This is a genomic window from Pannonibacter carbonis (assembly GCF_003012935.1).
GTDB lineage: Bacteria > Pseudomonadota > Alphaproteobacteria > Rhizobiales > Stappiaceae > Pannonibacter > Pannonibacter carbonis.
On record NZ_PUDR01000010.1, the window covers coordinates 24,225 to 43,387 of the forward strand.

Genomic DNA, 19,163 nt, shown 5'->3' on the forward strand with positions numbered 1-19,163 from the left:
TCAGGCGATCCAGGCGCCGGAGAGATCAAGGTCGGGACTGGCAACGCCGACAAGGCGCAGGCTGCCCTCCGACCAGGTGATCAGCGTGTCGCGGCCTGTGATGTGGATGTCGACTGGCCCAACGTCGAAGGCGAGCACGTCACGGCGCAGATCGAAGCCGAACAACAGGTCATGGCCACCATCGCCGGCGCTGTAGCGAAACACGTCGCGGCCGCTTCCGGCATAGTAAATGTCATCGCCGGCACCGCCATTGACCACATAACCGGCGTTGCCAAGAAAGACCGTGTCATTGCCGCTGCCTGTATCGATCACGCCGTAAACCTGCGCGCCATTATCGATGCGGATCACGTCATTGCCCGCCCCCGTCAGGATGTCGCCGAAGATCTTGCTTCCGCTTCTCACATGAATGCTGTCGTTGCTTGCATCCGTCGAGATCGCCGCGCCGCTGCCGCCCTTGACCACGCCAGAGACGTCGATGGTTGTTGTGGCGAAATCGCCTGTGACGATAGTTCCGCCGGTAGCGCCTTCCAGAAGGCCTTTCTGGTGGATGATCGCCCGGCCGATCCCGTCGCTACCGTCGATGTCACGGACATGGATGCCGATGCCATCGGCGTCGATGCGTCCGGTGTTGCGGATCTCGATGGTGCTCTGGGCTTCGGCGCGGATGCCGTCGCCGCTCGTGCACAGCGCGCCGCTGTTGGTGACGGTGACATTGGAATTGGCAAGCGCGGCGACCCGGTCGCCGGAGAAGGTAAGATCGACGCGGGCGGTTGCGAGTATCCCGTCGACATGGTCACCGCCCGTCAGCACGGCTGCCCGGTTGGTGACGAAACTGTTTTCACGGCCCTCGACCATGATCGCACATTCGCCGCCACGGGCCTCGATCAGTCCGTTTGTCACCGAATGGGCATCACCGGAGGCTGCCTGCGTCCGCAGGGCAAATCCGCGCTCGGAAATCATCACGCCGGTCGCGGTGACATAGGCGTCAGCCAGCGCCGAGAAGGCCCCGATGGTGCCGCCGCCCTCGATCTGGGCGCGAACGGAGCCGGCGAATGTGACCCGGGCATCGCCCAGGATCGCGCCGGCGGCAATCAGCTCGTCGACCGGTCCGGCGGGCTGAGGCTCGCCGGGCGGCACCGGCACGGGCAGGGTGACGATCGCACCGCTGCGGGCAGTGCTGCTGATCGTTCCGGTGACATTGACGGTTGCGCTTTCAAGGGAGACCGCAGCAACCGCCAGGGCGGCCGGTGCATCAATCGTCATGCTGCCAAGGAAATTCAGGGTGGTCGCGGTTTCGTAAGTTCCTCCAAAGCCCCACAAGAATGAATTCGCGTTATAGTTGAAAACGCCAGCGCGAGAAAAAGTCGCCATGGAACTCTCTATTCCTAAAAATAATGGTTACACTATCCATTCCTATTTCCGTTTCGTTAATGCGTCAAGCGGGCTTGAACGGGGAGTGTGCGGCGCAGTGGTCATCCACCGCCATTAAAACAAACAAAACTATAACGATCATTTAGCGTAAAATCCAAATAACTAGAGGAAAATTAGAAATATAATTCTGCTAACGCTCTGTATTGAATGTAATTTTAAAGTATTATACTTTCTAATGTTGAAGATAATTTTACAGTGCTATTGTAATTTCTTTTCGATTGATAGGCTAAAGCGTGCGATTTACACGAAATTTGATGTGATCAATATATAAGTATTTTATGTAACTGAAATTGGTGTTTATGTCGCAACGGAATGTAATTTCAGGTTGTGTATGGCTGATTGTTCGTCGATCCTTGATAAAATCGCCACTGCTGTTAGATGCCATTGGTAGCTGATAATGTCTGCATTCAGGTGTTTGCGTATATGGGAAGGGTAATACCCTATGGTTGTAAAGGATGCTTTGACCGGAGGGGTTGATCAGCGCTTCTCTGTTGCCGTGCACGCGATGTGTGTCCTCAGTTTTCGCTCGCCTGATTTGTCCAACGCGGTCTTCGTTGGTGAAAATATTTCGGTCAATCCACTTATCGTGAAGCGGATCATCGGCTCGATGGTCAAGGCCGGTCTGGCAGAAGCTGTGCTGGGCGCGCGTGGTGGATATCGTCTCGCTCGTGCGGCGGACCAGGTGACGCTTTGGGACATCTATTATGCTGTCCAGGGGTCCGGTCCATTTCGCAAGCGTCACGGAATGCCAGAATCAAATTGTGATGAGGGCCGTGCAATCGACCGTGTCGTCTTTGACCTCTACACCGATCTCGATCTTGTCGTCGAAACGAGACTGAAGCAGGTCACGCTGGCGCAGATCCTGCAATGCGCAATGAAGGGCGAGCGCGTGTAAAGCCCTTTGCTTGATCGATGTTGCCTTACCTGGCTCCGAGGCTAGGGGCCTGTCTGGCCTTCGTCGTTGACAAGTTGTAGCTGAGCGTCAACGGCTGGTGGTGCCATAGTTTCCTTCCGCCAGACGAGCGCGAGTGACACCTTTGAGACCAATCGCAAGGGTGCCTTCAGACCACTTGGCTTTCCAGGCATTGTCTGGCAACGGATGCACATCGCACCATCAGTTCCGGCAGCGGGTTTGGTAGCCGGGATTTCTAACCGGTTTTGCTGAGCAGCAAGGGCAGGGCGGAGAGCGGTATCGGACGTCCCAGCAGGAAGCCCTGCACCTGGGGGCAGCCGATGCTTCGCAGCAGGTCCAACTGGTCCTCGCGCTCAACGCCTTCCGCGATCACGATCATGCCGAGCGCCTTGCCGAGGTCGATCACACTCCGGAGGATCGCCTTCACCCGTTCATCCGGTGCGTTCGGATCGAAACGGGCGATGAACGTGCGGTCAAGCTTGATGATGTCGACCGGAACCCAGCTGAGATAGTCCAGCGATGAATAGCCCTTGCCGAAGTCGTCCAGCGCGACGCGGACGCCGAGATTGCGCCATTCGGTGAGACGCTGGATCGCGATCTGTTCGTTTTCCAGGAACACCGATTCCGTGATCTCCAGTTCCAGGCGGTGCGGCGACAGGCTCGTATGGGCCAAGGTCTCCACGATTTTCATGGAGAAGCGCGGATTGCAGACCTGAAGCGGTGACACATTGACGGCAATCGACAGGTGTGCGGGCCAGGATTGTGCCTGCCGGCAGGCTGTGGCCAGAACCCATTCGCCAACCTGTTCTATCAGGCCTGCTTCTTCCAGAAGCGGAATGAACCGGCTTGGGGGGACGGGGCGGCCCTGGTCGTCACGCCAGCGCAGCAAGGCCTCGAAGCCGAGCAGTTCGCGGGTATGGGTTGAGAAACGCGGTTGATAGTGCAGTTCGAAGTTCTGCTCTGCAACCGCCGTCCGCAGTGCGTCGACCATGTTGCGCCGCTGTGTCAGCGCATCAAGCATGGCCGGGCGGAAAAAGGCATAGTCGCTTGTCTTCGGCCGCTGGCTCTTTGTCGCATACATGGCGACATCCGCATCGACCAGGACATCGCGTGTGCCGCTCTCCGGGATGCCCGCGCCGCCCGTCCCCGGTGACATCGCGATCCCGATGCTCGCCCCCATCCGGAAGATCCGTGCGCTGGTCTCGATTGGCTGGCCGATGGTTGCAATCAGCTTGCGCGCCAGCGAACTGAGCACCGGGCGGGCGGTCTGGTTCTGCAGGACGACGACAAACTCGTCGCCGCCAAGCCGCGCCACAACATTGTCCGTCCCGACTGTCCCGGAAATGCGCTGCGCTACCACCCGCAACACCTGGTCGCCGGCATCGTGACCATATCCGTCATTGACGACCTTGAAATCATTGAGGTCGATCAGAAGGACACCAAAACCATCGACGGCGCCGGCCTCGATCGCTGCGGTGATCCCGGCGATATGTTCACGCAGAAAGGCACGGTTGTGGAGGCCGGTGAGGGCATCACGGAAAACCAGTTCCTTCAGTTCACGTTCGCGCTCACGCAACTGGGCCGTGGCCTGCCACTGCTCGGTCACATCAATCCGGCGCGACATGGTCGCCCCGGTCTTCGACTTGACCCTGGAATAAATATAAACCCGGCCACCGAGCGGCTGGATTTCCCGGTGGCTGTCGACAAGCCGGTCGGCGAGCCGGGCCCGCTCCGCGAGATAGGCGTCCGGGTCACTGCGGGCGAGGGGATCGTCGATTACGCCTGCTTCGAGGTCGAGCTTGTAGAGGTCGAGGTGTCGGGCGCCAAGCAGCCCCTGGCGGTCCGGATAATACGGAAAGACGCGGTGATAGGCCGGGTTGCTGAAGACGACTCCATCTTCCTCGTCGTAGAAGGAAATTGCCTCTTCACTCTGCTCCAGCGCTTCCAGAACCAGCTGTGACAGCTTGCGGCGCTGCAGCGTCAGGAGGCTGCTGCTTGTCAGCCTTGCCAGTTGATCGACGACCGTCTTGCCCTCTGCCGCGAGAGTTGCGGTTTCAAGCACGAAACCGCCGACGGGCTGATTGTTGCTGGTCAGCCTGTGAAAGACCAACGGGTGGCTGCCGGGCCGGGCAGGGGACACAGGCGGCGGGCCATCGGCGCCGGCAAGCCAGTCCCTGATCGCTTCAACCGGGAATTCTTCCATCCCGGTTGCAAAGGCTCGCCGAACCGTGCGCCTGTTCAGCGCAGCGACATAGCCGGACAGGTGTGTCGGCCCCAGCATTCGCTCGCACGCGGCATGGAGTGCGGTGAATATCCCCGCCTCATCCAGCGCCTGCTCCATGCTGATGGCGACATCCACAAAGTCTGCCGCGTAGTCATTGGATCGGGTCATAACAAAATTCAGGGAATCCGGTGGCATTCGTTCCAAAAGATCGCAGACAAGGGGTAAATGTTCCACTTCTTTTGTGTGACGGTTTGGTGTCAGCTGCTTGCGCATCTGCCCTGTCGGGTCCCTTCCCAAGCGGAATACAGTGCTTGGTAGATGAAACCCCGATTGCACTTATGGCGGATTTTTCAAGGAACTCCCTCGGAATGGATGATCCGGCCCGTTGCGGCAGGGCTCTCCGACCCCGCCGCAGAACTATGCGCCGCACATTCGCCAGCGGTTGCATCGGCTCAGGATCATGGATCGGCGTGGCTGGTTCAACCCGCGCTCAGGCCATCCAACCCGCGCGAGGCAAAAGAGCGGCTGGCGGCCTGACAAGTCCATTCGGTCTCGGTCGCCGCGCGGCCAACACGGGGCGATATCAATCGCCATTCACGAGCCTGTGCAAGCTCCGGCTGGACCGCGATTTCTGAACTGATAAGCTGCCAAGGTGGAACAGGTCGCGCTCGGAGTGCGTTCCGGCTGGATTGACGGAGGGCTGGTTATGCTGCAACCTATGCGTATATCAGTTCGGAAATCGCGGTCTGGTCGATAACACGCTCTAGACAGCACCAAATAAGGCGGCTCCTCCGGGGGCCGCTTTTCATTTGCGCGGTTCCCATTTCGGTTCGGGGTATGCTGAATGCTGCGGAAAGCAGGCAGGGGAGGCATCGGGCATGATCACGTTTTGCGATCTGGACGATCAGAACCCGGCGCTCAGCCTGTCGCCGCTGGTGCGCGGGGTGGAAAAGACGCTTGGGTGGATGGCGGAGCATGGCGGCATTCCGTTGACGCCGGCCAAGGCCTTCAAGCGCTCCTTCGTGCATTGGGCGGCGGCTGAGTTTGCTTGGCCGGGGCACACGGCAGATGAGCTTTTTGCCGTCTGCAAGGTGCTGAATGAGGCCGATTTCATGCCGTTGCATATGCTGCACGGTCTCATGCTCTCCATGCGGCTTGGCCGCCGTTACAAGGGTGAATTCAGGCTGACGAAGGCCGGTCAGGATCTCACGGGCCGGTCGGGGCTGATCTTCAGCACCATGGTTCCGGTCTTCCTGTTCCACCTCAATCACGCCAGTCTGTCCGCCCGCAATGAAGAGGCTGTTCCTCTGGTCAACTGGGATGTGTTTCTGAACGTTCTGAATGTCGAGACACAAAATGGTACCACCGGCGGCGAGCTGCGCCGCGTGTTTTTCGGCGAACCGGAATCAGGCCCCGTCTGGCAGCACGACTGCATGATGAGCGGCCTCTACATTAATGTTCTGCGTCCACTTTGCTGGGCAGGGCTTTTGCAGAAAACAGAAGACGCCGGAAACTTCCGCGTTAGCGAGGCCGTGTTCACGAAAACACCCCTGTGGCAGGCGGCCTTGCGGCTGGATACGGATGGCATGGAGCGGGCCAGATAAGGGGAGATGCGTGAGCCGCCCGAGCCGGTGTGCCCCTGCTTCAGCCGGCAGCAATCCCGCGGAAAATCTGGCGGATCGTTGACGTTACGTGTGAGAGCACCTGATCGCTGGTCTGCCGCCTGTGCCAGGCGAGATGAAGCGGAAAGCCATCAACGGCAATCGGCGGCGTTGCGCTGACGAGGCTGCCATCTTTCTGCCAGGCAAAACTGTGGCTGGGCAGCAGTGCCAGAAAATCGGTTCGCATCAGCAGATCCGGAACAAGCTGGAAGGTTGGAACAACGAGCCCGACCCGGCGGCTCAGCCCCATGGTCGCCAATTGTACATCGACCGGGGTGCGTTGATCGCCACGCCCGGAGACAATGACATGTGGCCAGGCTAGCCACGTTTCCAGATCCAGATGGCCTTGAGCCGGATGCCCCTTGCGCATGGCAACAACATAAGTCTCCTGCAGCAGCGTGACGCGCATGATGTCGTCGGGCTCGGACACGAATACGGAGATCGCCAGATCCGTATCGCCATTGATCAGCGCTGACACTGCCGCGCCCGATCCATGCCAGGGCTGGATGATGACTGTAATCCCCGGGGCGGATTGCCGTAATGTTTCAAGAAGCGGACCGGTCATGATGCAGGCCGGAAGATCGGCGGTCACGATGCGGACTGTTCGCTCGATTTCCTGCAAGGGGACATCCTTTGGGCCGGTCAGACCCTGTATCCCCGCAAGAACCGACTTGAGCGGGGCACGCAGGGCTTCTCCGCGCGCCGTGCGCAGCATTCCGCCCCGGCCCCGTTCCAGCAAGTCATCCCCAAAGAGATGCCGGCAACGCTGCAGCGCACTCGAAACGGCTGGCTGCGACAGGTTCAGCCTTTGCGCCGCCCTCGAGACATGCGCCTCATCAAGCAGGGCGTCGAGAATAACCAGAAGGTTGAGGTCGATGGATCTTAAATTCATGAAACAGATAATGACATATATCGATCATTGATTGGAGTGATTTTTATCCAGCATCTAGCCTTCGGTCATCACAGACAAGCAGGAGGCAGACGTGAACAAGACCCTCATTCTTCTCTTTCACCCGGACATCAGAAGATCAAAGGCAAATGCAGCCCTAGCGGCGGCGGCACAGCCGTTGGCCGATACTGAAGTCGTCGATGTGCAGGCGCGCTATCCCAGCGGTCAGATCGACATGTTCACCGATGGCGCCGTAGAAGCTAAGATGCTGCTTAGCGCCTCCCGCATCGTGCTGCAGTTCCCGATCCAGTGGTACTCGACCCCTGCGCTCCTCAAGGCATGGCAGGATGCAGTTCTGACACGTATGTATTATGTCAAGGCCAGCACAGAGGGAGCCCGGCTGGCCGGGACGCCGCTGATGATTGCGGCGACTGCCGGCAATGTCGCCGAAGCCTATGGGTCCGATGGCCAAAACCACTATACGATCGGCGAAATTTTGACGCCGCTGAAAGCCATGGCCCATCGGTGCGGATTGCCTTGGCACGCGCCTCACATCCTGTTTGCAGCGGGGCACCTGTCGGACGGTGCCCTGGCGGACGCTGCCGCACATTACGTCACGGCGCTGAAGCGTTTTGCCGCGTGGGCTCCGGCACCGGTCGCGGTTTCACCTTCAATCCTGCAAAATGAGGGAGTCTGAGCCATGACCAGACTGTCGCACGATACACTTCAGCACCTCGGCCGTGGCACACCTGCCGTTTATCTCTGGTCGGCGCGGCTTCTGCCTGTAGTGATTGCAGGTCAGTTCCTGCTTGCCGGGCAAGCCCTCTTCGGCGGCCATTCCTGGGAGATGCATGGCACGTTGGGTGGCCTTGCTGCTCTGCCCGTGATTGTTCTTGCCGCCGGGGCCACAGCTTTTCGTCATCTGCGCGGGTTCGGCTGGTGGGCCGCCCTGATCGCGGGGCTGTATATCCTGCAGGTTCTGCTCGGCGCGGGGGGACCAGCGGCACTTGCCTTTCATCCGTTCAATGCGGCTCTCCTGCTTACGGCTTCCCTCATCCTTCTGTTCAAGGTGGAGAGGCGGCGCAACCATCACCTATGACGAGTGGGTATCAGCTCGCAGATATGCCATTGGGCTCTCACAGCACATGTCCACAAACACTCAGCTTTAGATATGGGGAGAAAGTTATCTGAGAAAGCAGAATAATGGCGGAGGGGGTGGGATTCGAACCCACGGAGCGCTCTCACGCTCGCCGGTTTTCAAGACCGGTGCCTTAAACCACTCGGCCACCCCTCCGTTGTTTTCCGTTTCTCGCCTTTGCGCGGGAATGTCAAGCGCAGCGCCGGGCTTAAGATGGGGACCGCGCTCGCTGGAGGCCTGACATGATCCGATCGCGAGGATAGCACGGCCCGCAATTGCCGCGCTGACCGGGCTGCCTGGCAGGGGACGACGTGACATGGGAAAGGCGGCAAAAGGGGAGGGGGCCGTCGACCCATGAACTGTGGGCAGGGGTCGGGTCGACGGCCGGTGCCGGGAGGGCCCCAGCCTGCAGCGCGGCGGGGCGGCCTGCTGCAGTGACATCTAGGTAGCATTGCCAGGCCAAACCGAAGTGTGACGGCCATCACACTCCGGGCGGTTCGGGATCACGTCGCGGGGCGGCCTGGTAGATCCGCTGGCGGACTGGCTGACAGTTGCGACAAGCCTTGGTATCTGAGTCGGTGGACCGGGGCGCAAGACGGCCATACGGGCTGGAACGCCTGGGAGACTGGCGCTCCCGAACCCGGATTTGGTGGCACGTTGAACAGGTTTCTGCCGGCCGGCTGCCGCAGGTCAGGACCTTGCGGTGATTTGGGCACTTGGCGGCGCGGTAAGGATCGGGTAACGACTATAGCGTTAACTGCGATCAGCGGCATTCTGCGGGGGCGGGATGCGGCTGTTGCGTGCGCGCAGTCGTTCAGGGATACGTCCATCGGGATGTGATCAGAACGGCGACTGCGCCACGATCGCGAGACAAGAGCCGGACAACCGGTGAACTGGACCGCGTGAGCCTGGGGCCGCCAGACGCGTGATGAGTGGGACGGCAGTATGCAAGGTAATGGCGTGAGCCGACTGAGCCCGAAAGCCGGGACCGATCTGACGAATGCCGCCGCAGGTGGCTGCGTTTCCGGATCCGTTTCCCCGATCGATCCGAGCTGTGCTGCGTCCAGTCGTTCTTCTTCCCGTCGGCTGACATCCGGGATCCTGGTGGCGGTTGCAGCAGCGCTGGCTTTGGCCGGCTGCGCCTCGACCCCGCCGAAGAAGCGCTCCAGCGAGTATTTTCCGGAATCCAAATATGGTGTGAAGGCCAGCCCGCGCGTTGTCGCCGATGGCCAGGCCGTGCCGAAGGGCGGTGGCCGCGACATCACCGGCAAGCCCTACAAGGTTGCCGGCCGCTGGTATCATCCCAAGGAAGATCCGAATTACAAGAAGACGGGTTTTGCCTCCTGGTATGGCGAGGCCTTTCATGGCCGCAAGACGGCCAATGGCGAGATCTATGATCGCAACGCGCTGACCGCAGCGCACACGACCATGCCGCTGCCCTCCTATGCGCGGGTGACGAATGTCGCCAACGGTCGCTCGATGATCGTGCGTGTCAATGATCGTGGACCGTTCCATGGCAACCGCGAGATCGACCTGTCGCAGCGTGTCGCCAAGATGCTCGGCACAAAGGCTGCGGGCGTTGCCAAGGTCAAGGTCGAGTATGTCGGCCGCGCGCCGTTGCACGGCCGGGACGAAGCCTTCCTGATGGCCTCCTACAGTGGCCCGGATGCCGTGACGCCGGGCGGCACGATGCCGGGCACGATGATTGCCCAGGCAACGCCGCCACCGGCTACTGCAGCGCCTGCAGCTTCAGCGGTGGCAGCGCCCGTGATGATGGCATCGGCGGCCGATACGCTTGGCGCCGCGGCCTCTACAGGCGGCATACGTGCTCCGTCTCCGCGGCCATTCCTGATGATGGCGACCCTGACGGTTGCAAGCACTTCGGGGTCCACCCCGGTATCCAATCCGGCCTATCAGGTCGCCTTCGATCCGGCTGCCGCCTTCGAGGCCGGCGCTGCGTCGGTCATGGTGGCCTCCGCCTCGACAGTCACGACCAGCGGCCAGTTCCAGCCAGTTGCAGCTCCGGCGAGCCTTCCGGCCGCGCCCGCTGCCACACTTCCGACTGGCGGTGTCCAGCCCGTGTCCTACGGCAGCACCCCGGCCGCCGCACCGGCCATTGGCACGCCGCCGCAGAGCCTCGGCACGTTGCCGGTCCGTCTTCCGGCGCAGGGCCTGTCGCAGCCGGCAGCCTACGCCCCCCAGCCTGTCTCCTCGCCGTTTGACGGCCTGCAGCCAGCTGGCAATGGCCCGCGCAACCTGCTTCTGGGCGGCGCGATCTCGTCCTATGCGGCCAACACCCGCATCTCCGGCGCGCATTCGGCCTTCTCCGCCTTCGAGGCAACTTCTGTTCCCCTCAGCAGCCTGAATCGCTAGACTTGTCCGGCCTCTGACTGGCCTGCCGAATCCTGCGGCGGAGGTCTTTGGCGGGGAGGGTGTGCCGCGTGGCGTCTGAGCGTTTCCTCGACTGGTTCCGGGCGGTTGGCCTGAGCCTCTGGCTACTGGTGGCCGGACTGCTGGCGTTCCCTGCTGCGGCCGCCGAAGTCGTCGCGACCAAGGCGCCCATCGCCTATCTCTATGACACCACTGCCGACACGCTTTTGTTCGCCAAGGAGGCCGACAAGCCGTTTTCGCCGGGGTCACTTGCCAAGATCATGACGGCTGCGGTGGTGTTCGATGCGCTGGCCAAGGGCGAGATCAGCGCCGACACGCTGTACACGGTGTCCGAACACGCCTGGCGCACGGGCGGTGCGCCGTCGCGCGGAGCAACGATGTTTGCCGCCGTGAAAAGCCAGATTGCCGTGTCGGATCTGCTGGCCGGCTTGATTGTGCACAACGCCAATGACGCGGCGCTGATTCTGGCCGAGGGACTGTCTGGATCCGATGCGGCCTTTGCCGAGCGGATGACGGCCTTCGGCAAGGCGATCGGATTGACCAATTCGCGCTTTGCCAGTTCGACCGGACAGGATGGCGACGGCTCGAGCGTCACGGCCCGCGACATGGCTCTGCTCGGGCGGCACCTCCTGGGACAGCACCGGGACAGGCTGGAGCTGTTCACCCGGCCGGAATTCACCTGGAACAACATCTTCCAGCGCAACAAGAACCCGTTCCTGGGCGAGATCCGCGGGCTGGACGGCTTTGGCGGCGGCCAGTCTGAGCGGGACGGGTTTTCCGGACTGATCACGGTCGAACGGGAGGGACGGCGGATTGTCGGCGTGCTCGCCGGATTGCCGACGGACAAGGCCCGGTTGACGGCGCTGAAGGAATTTGCCGATACGGCCTGGGACAGCTTTGCGACGGTGGTGCTCTATGAGCCCGGCGCGAGGGTGGGCGAAGCGCGGGTGTTCGGCGGTGTTGAGACCGCTGTGCCGCTGGTGGCACGGGACCGGATCGCGGTGTTGCTGCCGCTCGGCGCCAGCATGAGCTACCGGTTGCGGCTCGTCTATTCGGGGCCTTTGCTTGCCCCGGTTGCGCCCGGTGCGCCGGCGGGCGAGCTGAGGGTCATTGGCCCGGACGACGCGGTGGTCTACAAGGCACCGCTGGTCACGGGTGACGGCATTGCCGAGGGCACGCTGAGCCAGCGCGCGCTGAATGGCGTGACCGAACTTCTGTTTGGCTGGATGTAAGGAAACCGGCGGCTTTCGGGCTGCGTCAGGCAAGAGGTCAGGGTGCGCGGCAGGTTCATTACCTTTGAGGGCGGCGAGGGCGCAGGCAAGTCGACGCAGATCCGCCGGCTGCGCGAGCGGCTGGAGAAGGCCGGGCTGGCCGTGACAGTAACGCGTGAACCGGGCGGGTCGCCCGGCGCAGAAATGATCCGTGAGGTGCTCTTGTCCGGCAAGGCCAAGAGCCTCGGGCCGCGCGGTGAGGCGATGCTGTTTGCTGCCGCCCGCGCCGATCATGTCGATGCCACCATCCGCCCGGCGCTGGAGGCCGGAGCCTGGGTCCTGTGTGACCGCTACGCCGATTCCACCCGGGTCTATCAAGGCGAGGCCGGGGTCGACCGGCAGATGCTGGATCTGCTGGAACTTGCGGCGACCGCCGGGCTGAAGCCGGATCTGACGATCCTGATCGACGTGCCGGCCGAGATCGGGCTGAAGCGGGTGGAGGCGCGCAGCTACAATCCGGCCGGTGCCGCACCGGATCGCTTTGAAACCGACACGCTGGCCGTTCACGAGCGGCGGCGGGCGCTGTTCCTGGAGCTGGCCGACAGAGAGCCCGACCGGATTGCCGTCGTTGACGGCACAGGCGACGCGGTCACGGTGGAAGCCGCGATCTGGCAGACGGTGGAAGCGCGGCTGGGACTGGCCGGACATGGCTAGGGTGCAGGAAATCGAGGCCGCGCCCGAAATCGACGACATCGATGGTGTCGATCTGCCCCGGGCCCAGATGCACCTGTTTGGCCATGAGGCGGCCGAGCGCGAACTGATCGGGGCCTATGGCTCGTCGCGGTTCCACCATGCCTGGTTGATCGGCGGGTCGAAGGGCATTGGCAAGGCAACGCTGGCGTTCCGCTTTGCCCGCTTCGCGCTGGCCCATCCCGACCGGTTCTCACCGGCGGTGGCGGCGGCCGAAAGCCTGGCTGTGGCGCCGGAGCATCCGGTAGCGCGGCAGGTGGCGGCCGGAGCCCACCCCAACATCCTGCATCTGCGCCGTCCCTGGGACGACAAGGGCAAGCGCTTCAAGCAGGCGCTGCCGGTGGAGGAGGTGCGCCGCACCGTGTCGTTCTTCGGCACCACGGCCTCGGGCGCAGGCTGGCGCATCTGTATCGTGGATGCGGCCGACGACATGAATGCGTCCTCGGCCAATGCGCTCTTGAAGATCCTTGAGGAACCGCCGGCCAACTCCGTGTTCCTGGTGCTCTCGCATGCCCCCGGACGCCTGCTGCCGACGATCCGCTCGCGCTGCCGGCGGCTGGACCTCATGCCCTTGCCGCAAGCCGTGCTGGAACAGGCGCTGCCGGCTGTAACGGGCGAGCGCCCGGACGCGGCGACGCAGGCCGATGTTGCCCGCTTTGCCGACGGGAGCCTGCGGTCTGCCCTGTTGCTGATGGGCGGGGAGGGGCTGGCCGTCAACCGCGGCTTCCTGGCGCTCACCGACCGTCTGCCGCAGATCGACGTCATCAAGCTGCATGCCTTCGCCGATCTTGTGGCGGCGCGAGGCCAGTCCGACAACTGGGATGCATTCCTTGTCGTGGCCCGTGACTGGCTGCACAAGCGCCTGACCGGAGCTGATCTTGCCAGCCCCTCCCGGCTTGTCAGGTGGACGGAGGTATGGGAAAAGATGGGCCGCGCGGCGGCCGATGCCGAAGCGCTCAATCTCGACAAGAAACAGGTTGTGATCGACGTGTTCCGGAGCCTTTCCGAAGTCATGCGAATGCCGGGTTGAGCGTTCCTCCAACGCGTCGCCGCCGCTGATCTTTGCCCGGTCCCTACTCCGATCCCTGTCCGCCCCTCGCTGAAAGCGCCCGACCCTGATGACCGACAAGCCCCGCTACTACATCACCACCGCGATCTCCTATCCCAATGGCGTGCCGCATATCGGCCATGCCTATGAGGCGATTGCGACGGACGCCATGGCGCGGTTCCAGCGGCTGGACGGCAAGGACGTGTTCTTCCTGACCGGTACGGACGAGCACGGCCAGAAGATGCTGCAGACGGCGCGCAAGGAGGGCATCACGCCCCGCGAGCTGGCTGACCGCAACTCGGCCCGGTTCCGCGCGATGGTCGAGACGCTCGGCTGCACCAACAACGACTTCATCCGCACCAGCGAGGAGCGGCACTACAAGTCGAGCCAGGAAATCTGGCGCCGGATGCTGGCCAATGGCGACATTTACAAGGACAGCTATTCGGGTTGGTACTCTGTCCGGGACGAGGCCTACTACCAGGAAGGCGAGACGGAGCTGCGCCCGGACGGGGTGCGCTACGGCCCGCAGGGCACGCCCGTGGAATGGGTCGAGGAGGAGAGCTACTTCTTCCGCCTCAGCGCCTATCAGGATCGCCTGCTGGCCCATTACGAGGCCAACCCCGATTTCATCGGCCCGTCGGAGCGCCGCAACGAGATCGTCAGCTTCGTCAGCCGCGGCCTGAAAGACCTCTCCGTATCGCGCACCACCTTCGACTGGGGCATCCCCGTGCCGGACGACGAGCGGCATGTGATGTATGTCTGGGTGGACGCGCTCACCAACTACATCACCGGCGTCGGTTTCCCGGATGAGAGCGATCCGAAGTGGGCCTACTGGCCGGCGGATGTGCATGTCATCGGCAAGGACATCATCCGCTTCCACGCGGTTTACTGGCCCGCCTTCCTGATGGCAGCTGGCATCGCGCTGCCGAAGCGCGTCTTCGCGCATGGCTTCCTGTTCAACCGCGGCGAGAAGATGTCGAAGTCGGTCGGCAACGTCATCGATCCGTTCAACCTCGTCGAGCATTACGGCCTTGATCAGACGCGCTATTTCTTCCTGCGCGAGGTGCCGTTCGGCCAGGACGGCAATTACAGCCACGAGGCCATCGTCAACCGCATCAATGCGGATCTGGCCAATGACCTTGGCAACCTGGCCTCGCGCTCGCTGTCGATGATCGCCAAGAACTGTGACGGCGCGCTGCCGCAGCCGGGGGCGTTCTCGGAGGCCGACCAGGCAATGCTGGATCAGGCGGACGCCATGCTGGAGACCTGCCGCGCGGCTTTCGGCAAGCAGGAGATCCATCAGGCGCTCAATTGCGTCTGGGCGTGCGTGGCCGAGGCCAACCGCTATTTCGCCGCGCAAGAGCCCTGGGCGCTGAAGAAGACCGACCCTGCGCGCATGAACACCGTGCTCTATGTCACGGCCGAGGTGATCCGCCAGATCGCGATCCTGGCCCAGCCGGTGACGCCGCTGGCGGCCTCCAAGCTGCTGGATGGCTTGCAGGTTCCGGCGGGCCAGCGCAGCTTTGCAACGCTTGGCGCGGCCGGGCGGCTGGCGCCGGGTGTTGCCATCACCAAGCCGGAACAGGCCTTCCCGCGCTATGTCGAGCCGGAGGCAGAGGCGGGCGAGGGCTGAGCGGAGAGGAGCGAAAGCCCGGGTCTGGCCCCTTGAGCAAGATCCTTGAGCGAGGAGATCGTCCGTTACCGCAGCATCCCTCTCCCCCCTTGAGGGGGAGATGCCCCCGATAGGGGGCAGAGGGGGGTAACGGTCCCTCCGATCATCCGGGACGTGGTTTCGTGTCGACAGGCTGACACCCCCCTCTGTCTGCTGTCGCAGACATCTCCCCCTCAAGGGGGGAGAGGGAGCCAGACGATACGGGGAAGCAAGATCCGGAACAGGAACGACAGGCGCAGGGCAGGTCTCGGGGAACCCGGAAACGTCCACAACCTGTCCTTTGGTTTTACAGTCGTTTTCCACAGGATGTCCCATGCTTGTCGACAGTCATTGCCACCTGGATTTCCCCGACTTTGCCGAGGAGCGCGATGCGGTCATCGCGCGCGCGCATGCGGCCGGGGTGAAGCTGATGGTGTCAATCTCGACCCGCGTGCGGAAATTCCCGCAAGTGCTTGCAATCGCTGAACATTACGACAGCGTCTATTGCTCCGTCGGCACCCATCCGCACAATGCCCATGAGGAACTGGACATCACGGCCGATGAGCTGGAGCGTCTGGCGGCGCACCCGAAGGTGGTCGCCATCGGCGAATGCGGCCTCGATTATTTCTACGACAAGTCGCCGCGCGAGGCGCAGGCGGCAGGTCTCGTCACCCATATCGAGGCGGCGCGCCGGACCCAGCTGCCGCTGGTGATCCATTCGCGCGACGCCGATGACGACATGATCGCCATCCTGAGCGCCGAGATGGAAAAGGGTGCTTTCCCGGCGGTGCTGCACTGCTTTTCGTCGGGGCCCGAGCTTGCCCGGCGCGGGGTGGAGTTGGGGCTTTACGTCTCCTTCTCCGGCATCCTGACCTTCAAGCGCTCCGACGAGATCCGCGCGATTGCCGCCAGCGTGCCGCGTGACCGGCTGCTGGTGGAAACCGACAGCCCCTATCTGGCGCCGCAGCCCCGGCGCGGCCAGCGCAACGAACCGGCCTATACCGCCTTCACCAACGAGACGCTGGCCGAGGTGCACGGGGTGTCGCCGGAGGAGATGGCGCGGCAGACGAGCGAGAATTTCTTCCGTCTCTTTTCCAAGGTGCCGCGCCCGGAGGCTGCATGAGCGCAGAGCTGGAAATCACCATCCTTGGCTGCGGCTCGTCCGGCGGTGTGCCCCGGATCGGCAACGACTGGGGCAGCTGCGATCCACGCAACCCTAAGAACCGGCGGCGGCGCTGCTCGATCCTCGTGCGCCGGATCGGTGAGGCCGGGGTCACGACCGTGCTGATCGACACCGGCCCGGACATGCGCGAACAGCTGCTGGACGCCGGGGTCGATCACGTCGATGCCGTGCTCTACACCCACGCCCACGCCGACCACCTGCACGGGATCGATGACCTGCGCATGTTTGCCATCCGCGAGCGCCGGCGCATTCCCGTCTACATGGACGCTGAAACCTCGCGCCGCTCGCGCGAGGCCTTTGGCTATTGTTTCGAGACGCCGCCGGGCTCGTCCTATCCGCCGATCCTCGACGAATTCCGGCTGGTGAAGGACGTGGAAACGGTGGTCAGCGGGCAGGGGGGCGACATCCGCTTCCTGCCCATCGAAGTGCATCACGGCGACATCGATGCCCTCGGATTCCGCTTCGACGATGTGGCCTACCTGCCCGACGTTTCCGGCATTCCGGAGGCGGCGGTGACGCGCTTTGCCGGGCTCAGGCTCTGGATCATTGACGCCCTGCGGCGGACGCAGCACCCGAGCCATTTCTCGCTCGCTGATGCGCTCGGCTGGATCGCCGACCTGCAGCCGGCGCAGGCGGTCTTGACCAACATGCACAACGACATGGACCATGCGGCGCTGACGCAGGAATTGCCCAAGGGCGTCATTCCGGCGCATGACGGAATGGTGCTGCGCCTTGGTGAGGGAACTGTTTCCCTGGGTTGAACGCTGCCGAGGTCCCCGCCTGAACTTGCTAAGTCTCGGCAAACCGTGTGGCGAGCCGCACCAGGCCGGCGATGTCGATTTCTTCGGCGCGGGCGGTGGGGGCGATGCCGCAGTCGGTGATGCGTTGTTCTGCATCCGGCTTCAGCGCTTTCAGGGAAGCGCGCAGCATCTTGCGGCGCTGGCCAAAGGCGCAGGCGGTCAGGCGTTCGAGGTCTTTCAGCTTGCCCGGCAGGGGGGCCAGGTTCGGCTCGAGGTGGACCACGGCGGAGGTGACCTTCGGCGGCGGCGTGAAGGCCTGCGGGCCGATGTCGAAGAGGATGCGGGCGCGGGTGCGCCATCCGGCCAGCACGCCGAGCCGGCCATAGTGGTTGTCGCCGACGGTTGCTGTGATCCGCTCGCCGACTTCCTTCTGGAACATCAACGTCAATGACGACCAGAACGGCGGCCAGTCGTCCGTCGTGATCCAGTTCAACAAAAGCTGGGTACCGACATTGTAAGGAAGGTTGGCAACGATCCGGATCGGGTAGCCTTCACTGAGCGAAGCGACATCGACCTTCAACGCGTCGCCCTCGATGACATCAAGCCGGCCCGGGTAGCGGGCGCTGATCTCGGCAAGGGCGGGAAGGCAGCGGCTGTCCTTCTCTATGGCGACGACCTTGCGCGCACCATTGGCCAAAAGGGCGCGGGTGAGGCCGCCCGGCCCTGGTCCGACTTCGACAATTGTTGCATTCGTCAGGTCGCCGGCGGCCCGGGCGATGCGCGAGGTCAGGTTCAGGTCGAGCAAAAAGTTCTGGCCAAGCGACTTCTTGGCATCAAGGCCATGGGTGCGGATGACATCGCGCAGTGGCGGCAGGTCGTCGATCTGGCTCATGCGGCCTTGTCATCCTTGTTGAGCGTGTCGTTCCGGCCAAGGGCGTCTGCCATGCGGACGGCTGCGGCAAAACTGTCGGGCCGCGCCCTGCCGGTTCCGGCTATGTCGAAAGCTGTGCCATGATCGGGCGACGTGCGCACGAAAGGCAGGCCAAGCGTCACGTTGACAGTGTCGTCAAAGCCGATGGTCTTGACCGGGATCAGCACCTGGTCGTGATACATCCCGAGAACCACATCATAGGTTTGCCGGGCCGCCTCATGGAACAGCGTGTCGGCCGGCCAGGGACCTGAGACGTTCAGGCCTTCATCCTTCAGCACTTCGAGCACCGGCGCGATCAGGTCACGGTCCTCGGTTCCCATGCTGCCACCTTCGCCGGCATGGGGGTTGAGGCCGGCAACGGCAATGCGTGGATGGTCCAGTCCAAAGCGGGTGACGAGGTCGGCGTGGACGATCCGGGCGGTGTCCGCGATTAGTTTTGCGGTCAGCAGTTGCGGCACGCTCATCAGCGGCACGTGAATGGTGACGGGCACAACCATCAGCTTGGGCCCGGCAAGCAGCATGACCGGCAAAAAGGGGCCGGGCGCAAACCGGGTTGCGAGTTCACCGAGATACTCCGTATGCCCGGGATGGCGGAAGCCCGCGTCGTAGAGCACCTTCTTGGAAATCGGATTGGTGACAACTGCGGCGGCCAGGCCCTGTCTCACATCGTCGACACAGGCATCGATGGATGCGATCACGCTTGCTCCGGTCGTCTGCGCCGGCGCGCCTGGATGGTCTTCGATTGCCCTGCCGGTCGGGACTACGGGCAATGCGTCATCAAACACATGTGCTGCGGTCTGCGGCGTACAGATGACAACCGGAATATCAAGCCCGAGACGGGCGGCCCTTGCACGGAAAAACTCTGGATCCCCGCGCAGATAGAAGGGCGGCAACTCGAATGCCGCGCGCTGGTCCCAGGACAGAAGCGTGACATCGGGACCAATTCCGGCGGGCTCGCCGCAGGTGACGGCGAGGGCAGGGCGGAAGGATGTCATGGCGCTG

The 19,163-nt window shown here is 62.9% G+C and carries 16 protein-coding genes and 1 tRNA gene; 11 read left to right on the forward strand and 6 right to left on the reverse strand.

The window, feature by feature from the left end:
• Positions 1-1,371 carry a hypothetical protein gene (locus tag C8348_RS14575; RefSeq protein WP_106754092.1) on the reverse strand — a complete coding sequence of 457 codons (1,371 nt, stop codon included), beginning with the start codon at positions 1,369-1,371 and terminating at the stop codon, positions 1-3.
• Between the two features lie 502 nt (positions 1,372-1,873).
• Between C8348_RS14575 and C8348_RS14580 the strand changes: the two genes are divergently transcribed.
• On the forward strand, positions 1,874-2,326 hold the full coding sequence (locus C8348_RS14580; RefSeq protein WP_106754093.1) for an Rrf2 family transcriptional regulator: 453 nt from the start codon (positions 1,874-1,876) through the stop codon (positions 2,324-2,326).
• 253 nt (positions 2,327-2,579) lie between these two features.
• On the opposite strand, the gene C8348_RS14585 is transcribed toward C8348_RS14580, so the two are convergent.
• Positions 2,580-4,736: a putative bifunctional diguanylate cyclase/phosphodiesterase gene (locus C8348_RS14585; RefSeq protein WP_198647065.1), complete on the reverse strand. Its 2,157-nt coding sequence runs from the start codon at positions 4,734-4,736 to the stop codon at positions 2,580-2,582.
• Positions 4,737-5,446: 710 nt separating this feature from the next.
• On the opposite strand from C8348_RS14585, the gene C8348_RS14590 reads away from it, so the two are divergent.
• Positions 5,447-6,172 carry a hypothetical protein gene (locus tag C8348_RS14590; protein WP_106754095.1) on the forward strand — a complete coding sequence of 242 codons (726 nt, stop codon included), beginning with the start codon at positions 5,447-5,449 and terminating at the stop codon, positions 6,170-6,172.
• A gap of 40 nt (positions 6,173-6,212) precedes the next feature.
• Here the strand turns inward: C8348_RS14590 and C8348_RS14595 are convergent, their stop codons facing one another.
• Complete coding sequence (locus C8348_RS14595; RefSeq protein WP_106754096.1) at positions 6,213-7,121, reverse strand: LysR family transcriptional regulator; 909 nt, start codon at positions 7,119-7,121, stop codon at positions 6,213-6,215.
• A gap of 91 nt (positions 7,122-7,212) precedes the next feature.
• Between C8348_RS14595 and C8348_RS14600 the strand changes: the two genes are divergently transcribed.
• Together C8348_RS14600 and C8348_RS14605 are read left to right on the forward strand one after the other, a co-directional pair.
• The gene (locus C8348_RS14600; protein ID WP_106754097.1) at positions 7,213-7,815 is read left to right on the forward strand and encodes an NAD(P)H-dependent oxidoreductase; all 603 of its coding nucleotides are present in this window, start codon (positions 7,213-7,215) and stop codon (positions 7,813-7,815) included.
• 3 nt (positions 7,816-7,818) lie between these two features.
• Positions 7,819-8,217 (forward strand): DUF6220 domain-containing protein, encoded by a 399-nt coding sequence (locus C8348_RS14605; protein WP_106754098.1) that lies wholly within the window; start codon positions 7,819-7,821, stop codon positions 8,215-8,217.
• A gap of 105 nt (positions 8,218-8,322) precedes the next feature.
• Here the strand turns inward: C8348_RS14605 and C8348_RS14610 are convergent.
• Positions 8,323-8,412 (reverse strand) — tRNA-Ser (locus tag C8348_RS14610).
• Positions 8,413-9,216: 804 nt separating this feature from the next.
• Between C8348_RS14610 and C8348_RS14615 the strand changes: the two genes are divergently transcribed.
• From C8348_RS14615 to C8348_RS14645, 7 genes are all read left to right on the forward strand, one after another.
• Entirely contained in the window at positions 9,217-10,629 is a 1,413-nt protein-coding gene (locus C8348_RS14615; RefSeq protein WP_425270825.1) for a septal ring lytic transglycosylase RlpA family protein, read from the forward strand.
• Between the two features lie 68 nt (positions 10,630-10,697).
• Positions 10,698-11,879, forward strand: a complete 1,182-nt coding sequence (locus C8348_RS14620) for a D-alanyl-D-alanine carboxypeptidase family protein (protein ID WP_208983777.1) — start codon at positions 10,698-10,700, stop codon at positions 11,877-11,879.
• 42 nt (positions 11,880-11,921) lie between these two features.
• Positions 11,922-12,572, forward strand: coding sequence for a dTMP kinase (tmk, locus tag C8348_RS14625; protein WP_106754100.1), 651 nt, complete (start codon positions 11,922-11,924; stop codon positions 12,570-12,572).
• Positions 12,565-13,638, forward strand: coding sequence for a DNA polymerase III subunit delta' (locus C8348_RS14630; RefSeq protein ID WP_106754101.1), 1,074 nt, complete (start codon positions 12,565-12,567; stop codon positions 13,636-13,638). Before tmk ends, C8348_RS14630 begins: the two co-directional genes overlap by 8 nt.
• 88 nt (positions 13,639-13,726) lie before the next feature.
• On the forward strand, positions 13,727-15,289 hold the full coding sequence (gene metG / locus C8348_RS14635) for a methionine--tRNA ligase (RefSeq protein ID WP_106754102.1): 1,563 nt from the start codon (positions 13,727-13,729) through the stop codon (positions 15,287-15,289).
• Between the two features lie 352 nt (positions 15,290-15,641).
• Positions 15,642-16,430: a TatD family hydrolase gene (locus C8348_RS14640; protein WP_106754103.1), complete on the forward strand. Its 789-nt coding sequence runs from the start codon at positions 15,642-15,644 to the stop codon at positions 16,428-16,430.
• Positions 16,427-17,251, forward strand: a complete 825-nt coding sequence (locus C8348_RS14645; protein ID WP_106754104.1) for an MBL fold metallo-hydrolase — start codon at positions 16,427-16,429, stop codon at positions 17,249-17,251. The genes C8348_RS14640 and C8348_RS14645 overlap by 4 nt, the downstream gene beginning before the upstream one ends.
• 28 nt (positions 17,252-17,279) lie before the next feature.
• Here the strand turns inward: C8348_RS14645 and rsmA are convergent, their stop codons facing one another.
• Complete coding sequence (rsmA, locus tag C8348_RS14650; RefSeq protein ID WP_106754105.1) at positions 17,280-18,122, reverse strand: 16S rRNA (adenine(1518)-N(6)/adenine(1519)-N(6))-dimethyltransferase RsmA; 843 nt, start codon at positions 18,120-18,122, stop codon at positions 17,280-17,282.
• Positions 18,119-19,156 (reverse strand): 4-hydroxythreonine-4-phosphate dehydrogenase PdxA, encoded by a 1,038-nt coding sequence (gene pdxA, locus C8348_RS14655; RefSeq protein WP_106754106.1) that lies wholly within the window; start codon positions 19,154-19,156, stop codon positions 18,119-18,121. Before pdxA ends, rsmA begins: the two co-directional genes overlap by 4 nt.
• Between the last annotated feature and the right edge of the window lie 7 nt (positions 19,157-19,163).

Bases quoted from the DNA above. Each gene is read 5' to 3' on its own strand.
- pdxA (WP_106754106.1), bottom strand. From the start codon at position 19,156: ATGACATCCTTCCGCCCTGCCCTCGCCGTCACCTGCGGCGAGCCCGCC.
- C8348_RS14590 (WP_106754095.1), top strand. From the start codon at position 5,447: ATGATCACGTTTTGCGATCTGGACGATCAGAACCCGGCGCTCAGCCTG.
- metG (WP_106754102.1), top strand. From the start codon at position 13,727: ATGACCGACAAGCCCCGCTACTACATCACCACCGCGATCTCCTATCCC.
- C8348_RS14640 (WP_106754103.1), top strand. From the start codon at position 15,642: ATGCTTGTCGACAGTCATTGCCACCTGGATTTCCCCGACTTTGCCGAG.
- C8348_RS14580 (WP_106754093.1), top strand. From the start codon at position 1,874: ATGGTTGTAAAGGATGCTTTGACCGGAGGGGTTGATCAGCGCTTCTCT.
- C8348_RS14645 (WP_106754104.1), top strand. From the start codon at position 16,427: ATGAGCGCAGAGCTGGAAATCACCATCCTTGGCTGCGGCTCGTCCGGC.
- C8348_RS14585 (WP_198647065.1), bottom strand. From the start codon at position 4,736: ATGACCCGATCCAATGACTACGCGGCAGACTTTGTGGATGTCGCCATC.
- rsmA (WP_106754105.1), bottom strand. From the start codon at position 18,122: ATGAGCCAGATCGACGACCTGCCGCCACTGCGCGATGTCATCCGCACC.
- C8348_RS14630 (WP_106754101.1), top strand. From the start codon at position 12,565: ATGGCTAGGGTGCAGGAAATCGAGGCCGCGCCCGAAATCGACGACATC.
- C8348_RS14595 (WP_106754096.1), bottom strand. From the start codon at position 7,121: ATGAATTTAAGATCCATCGACCTCAACCTTCTGGTTATTCTCGACGCC.
- C8348_RS14575 (WP_106754092.1), bottom strand. From the start codon at position 1,371: ATGGCGACTTTTTCTCGCGCTGGCGTTTTCAACTATAACGCGAATTCA.
- C8348_RS14605 (WP_106754098.1), top strand. From the start codon at position 7,819: ATGACCAGACTGTCGCACGATACACTTCAGCACCTCGGCCGTGGCACA.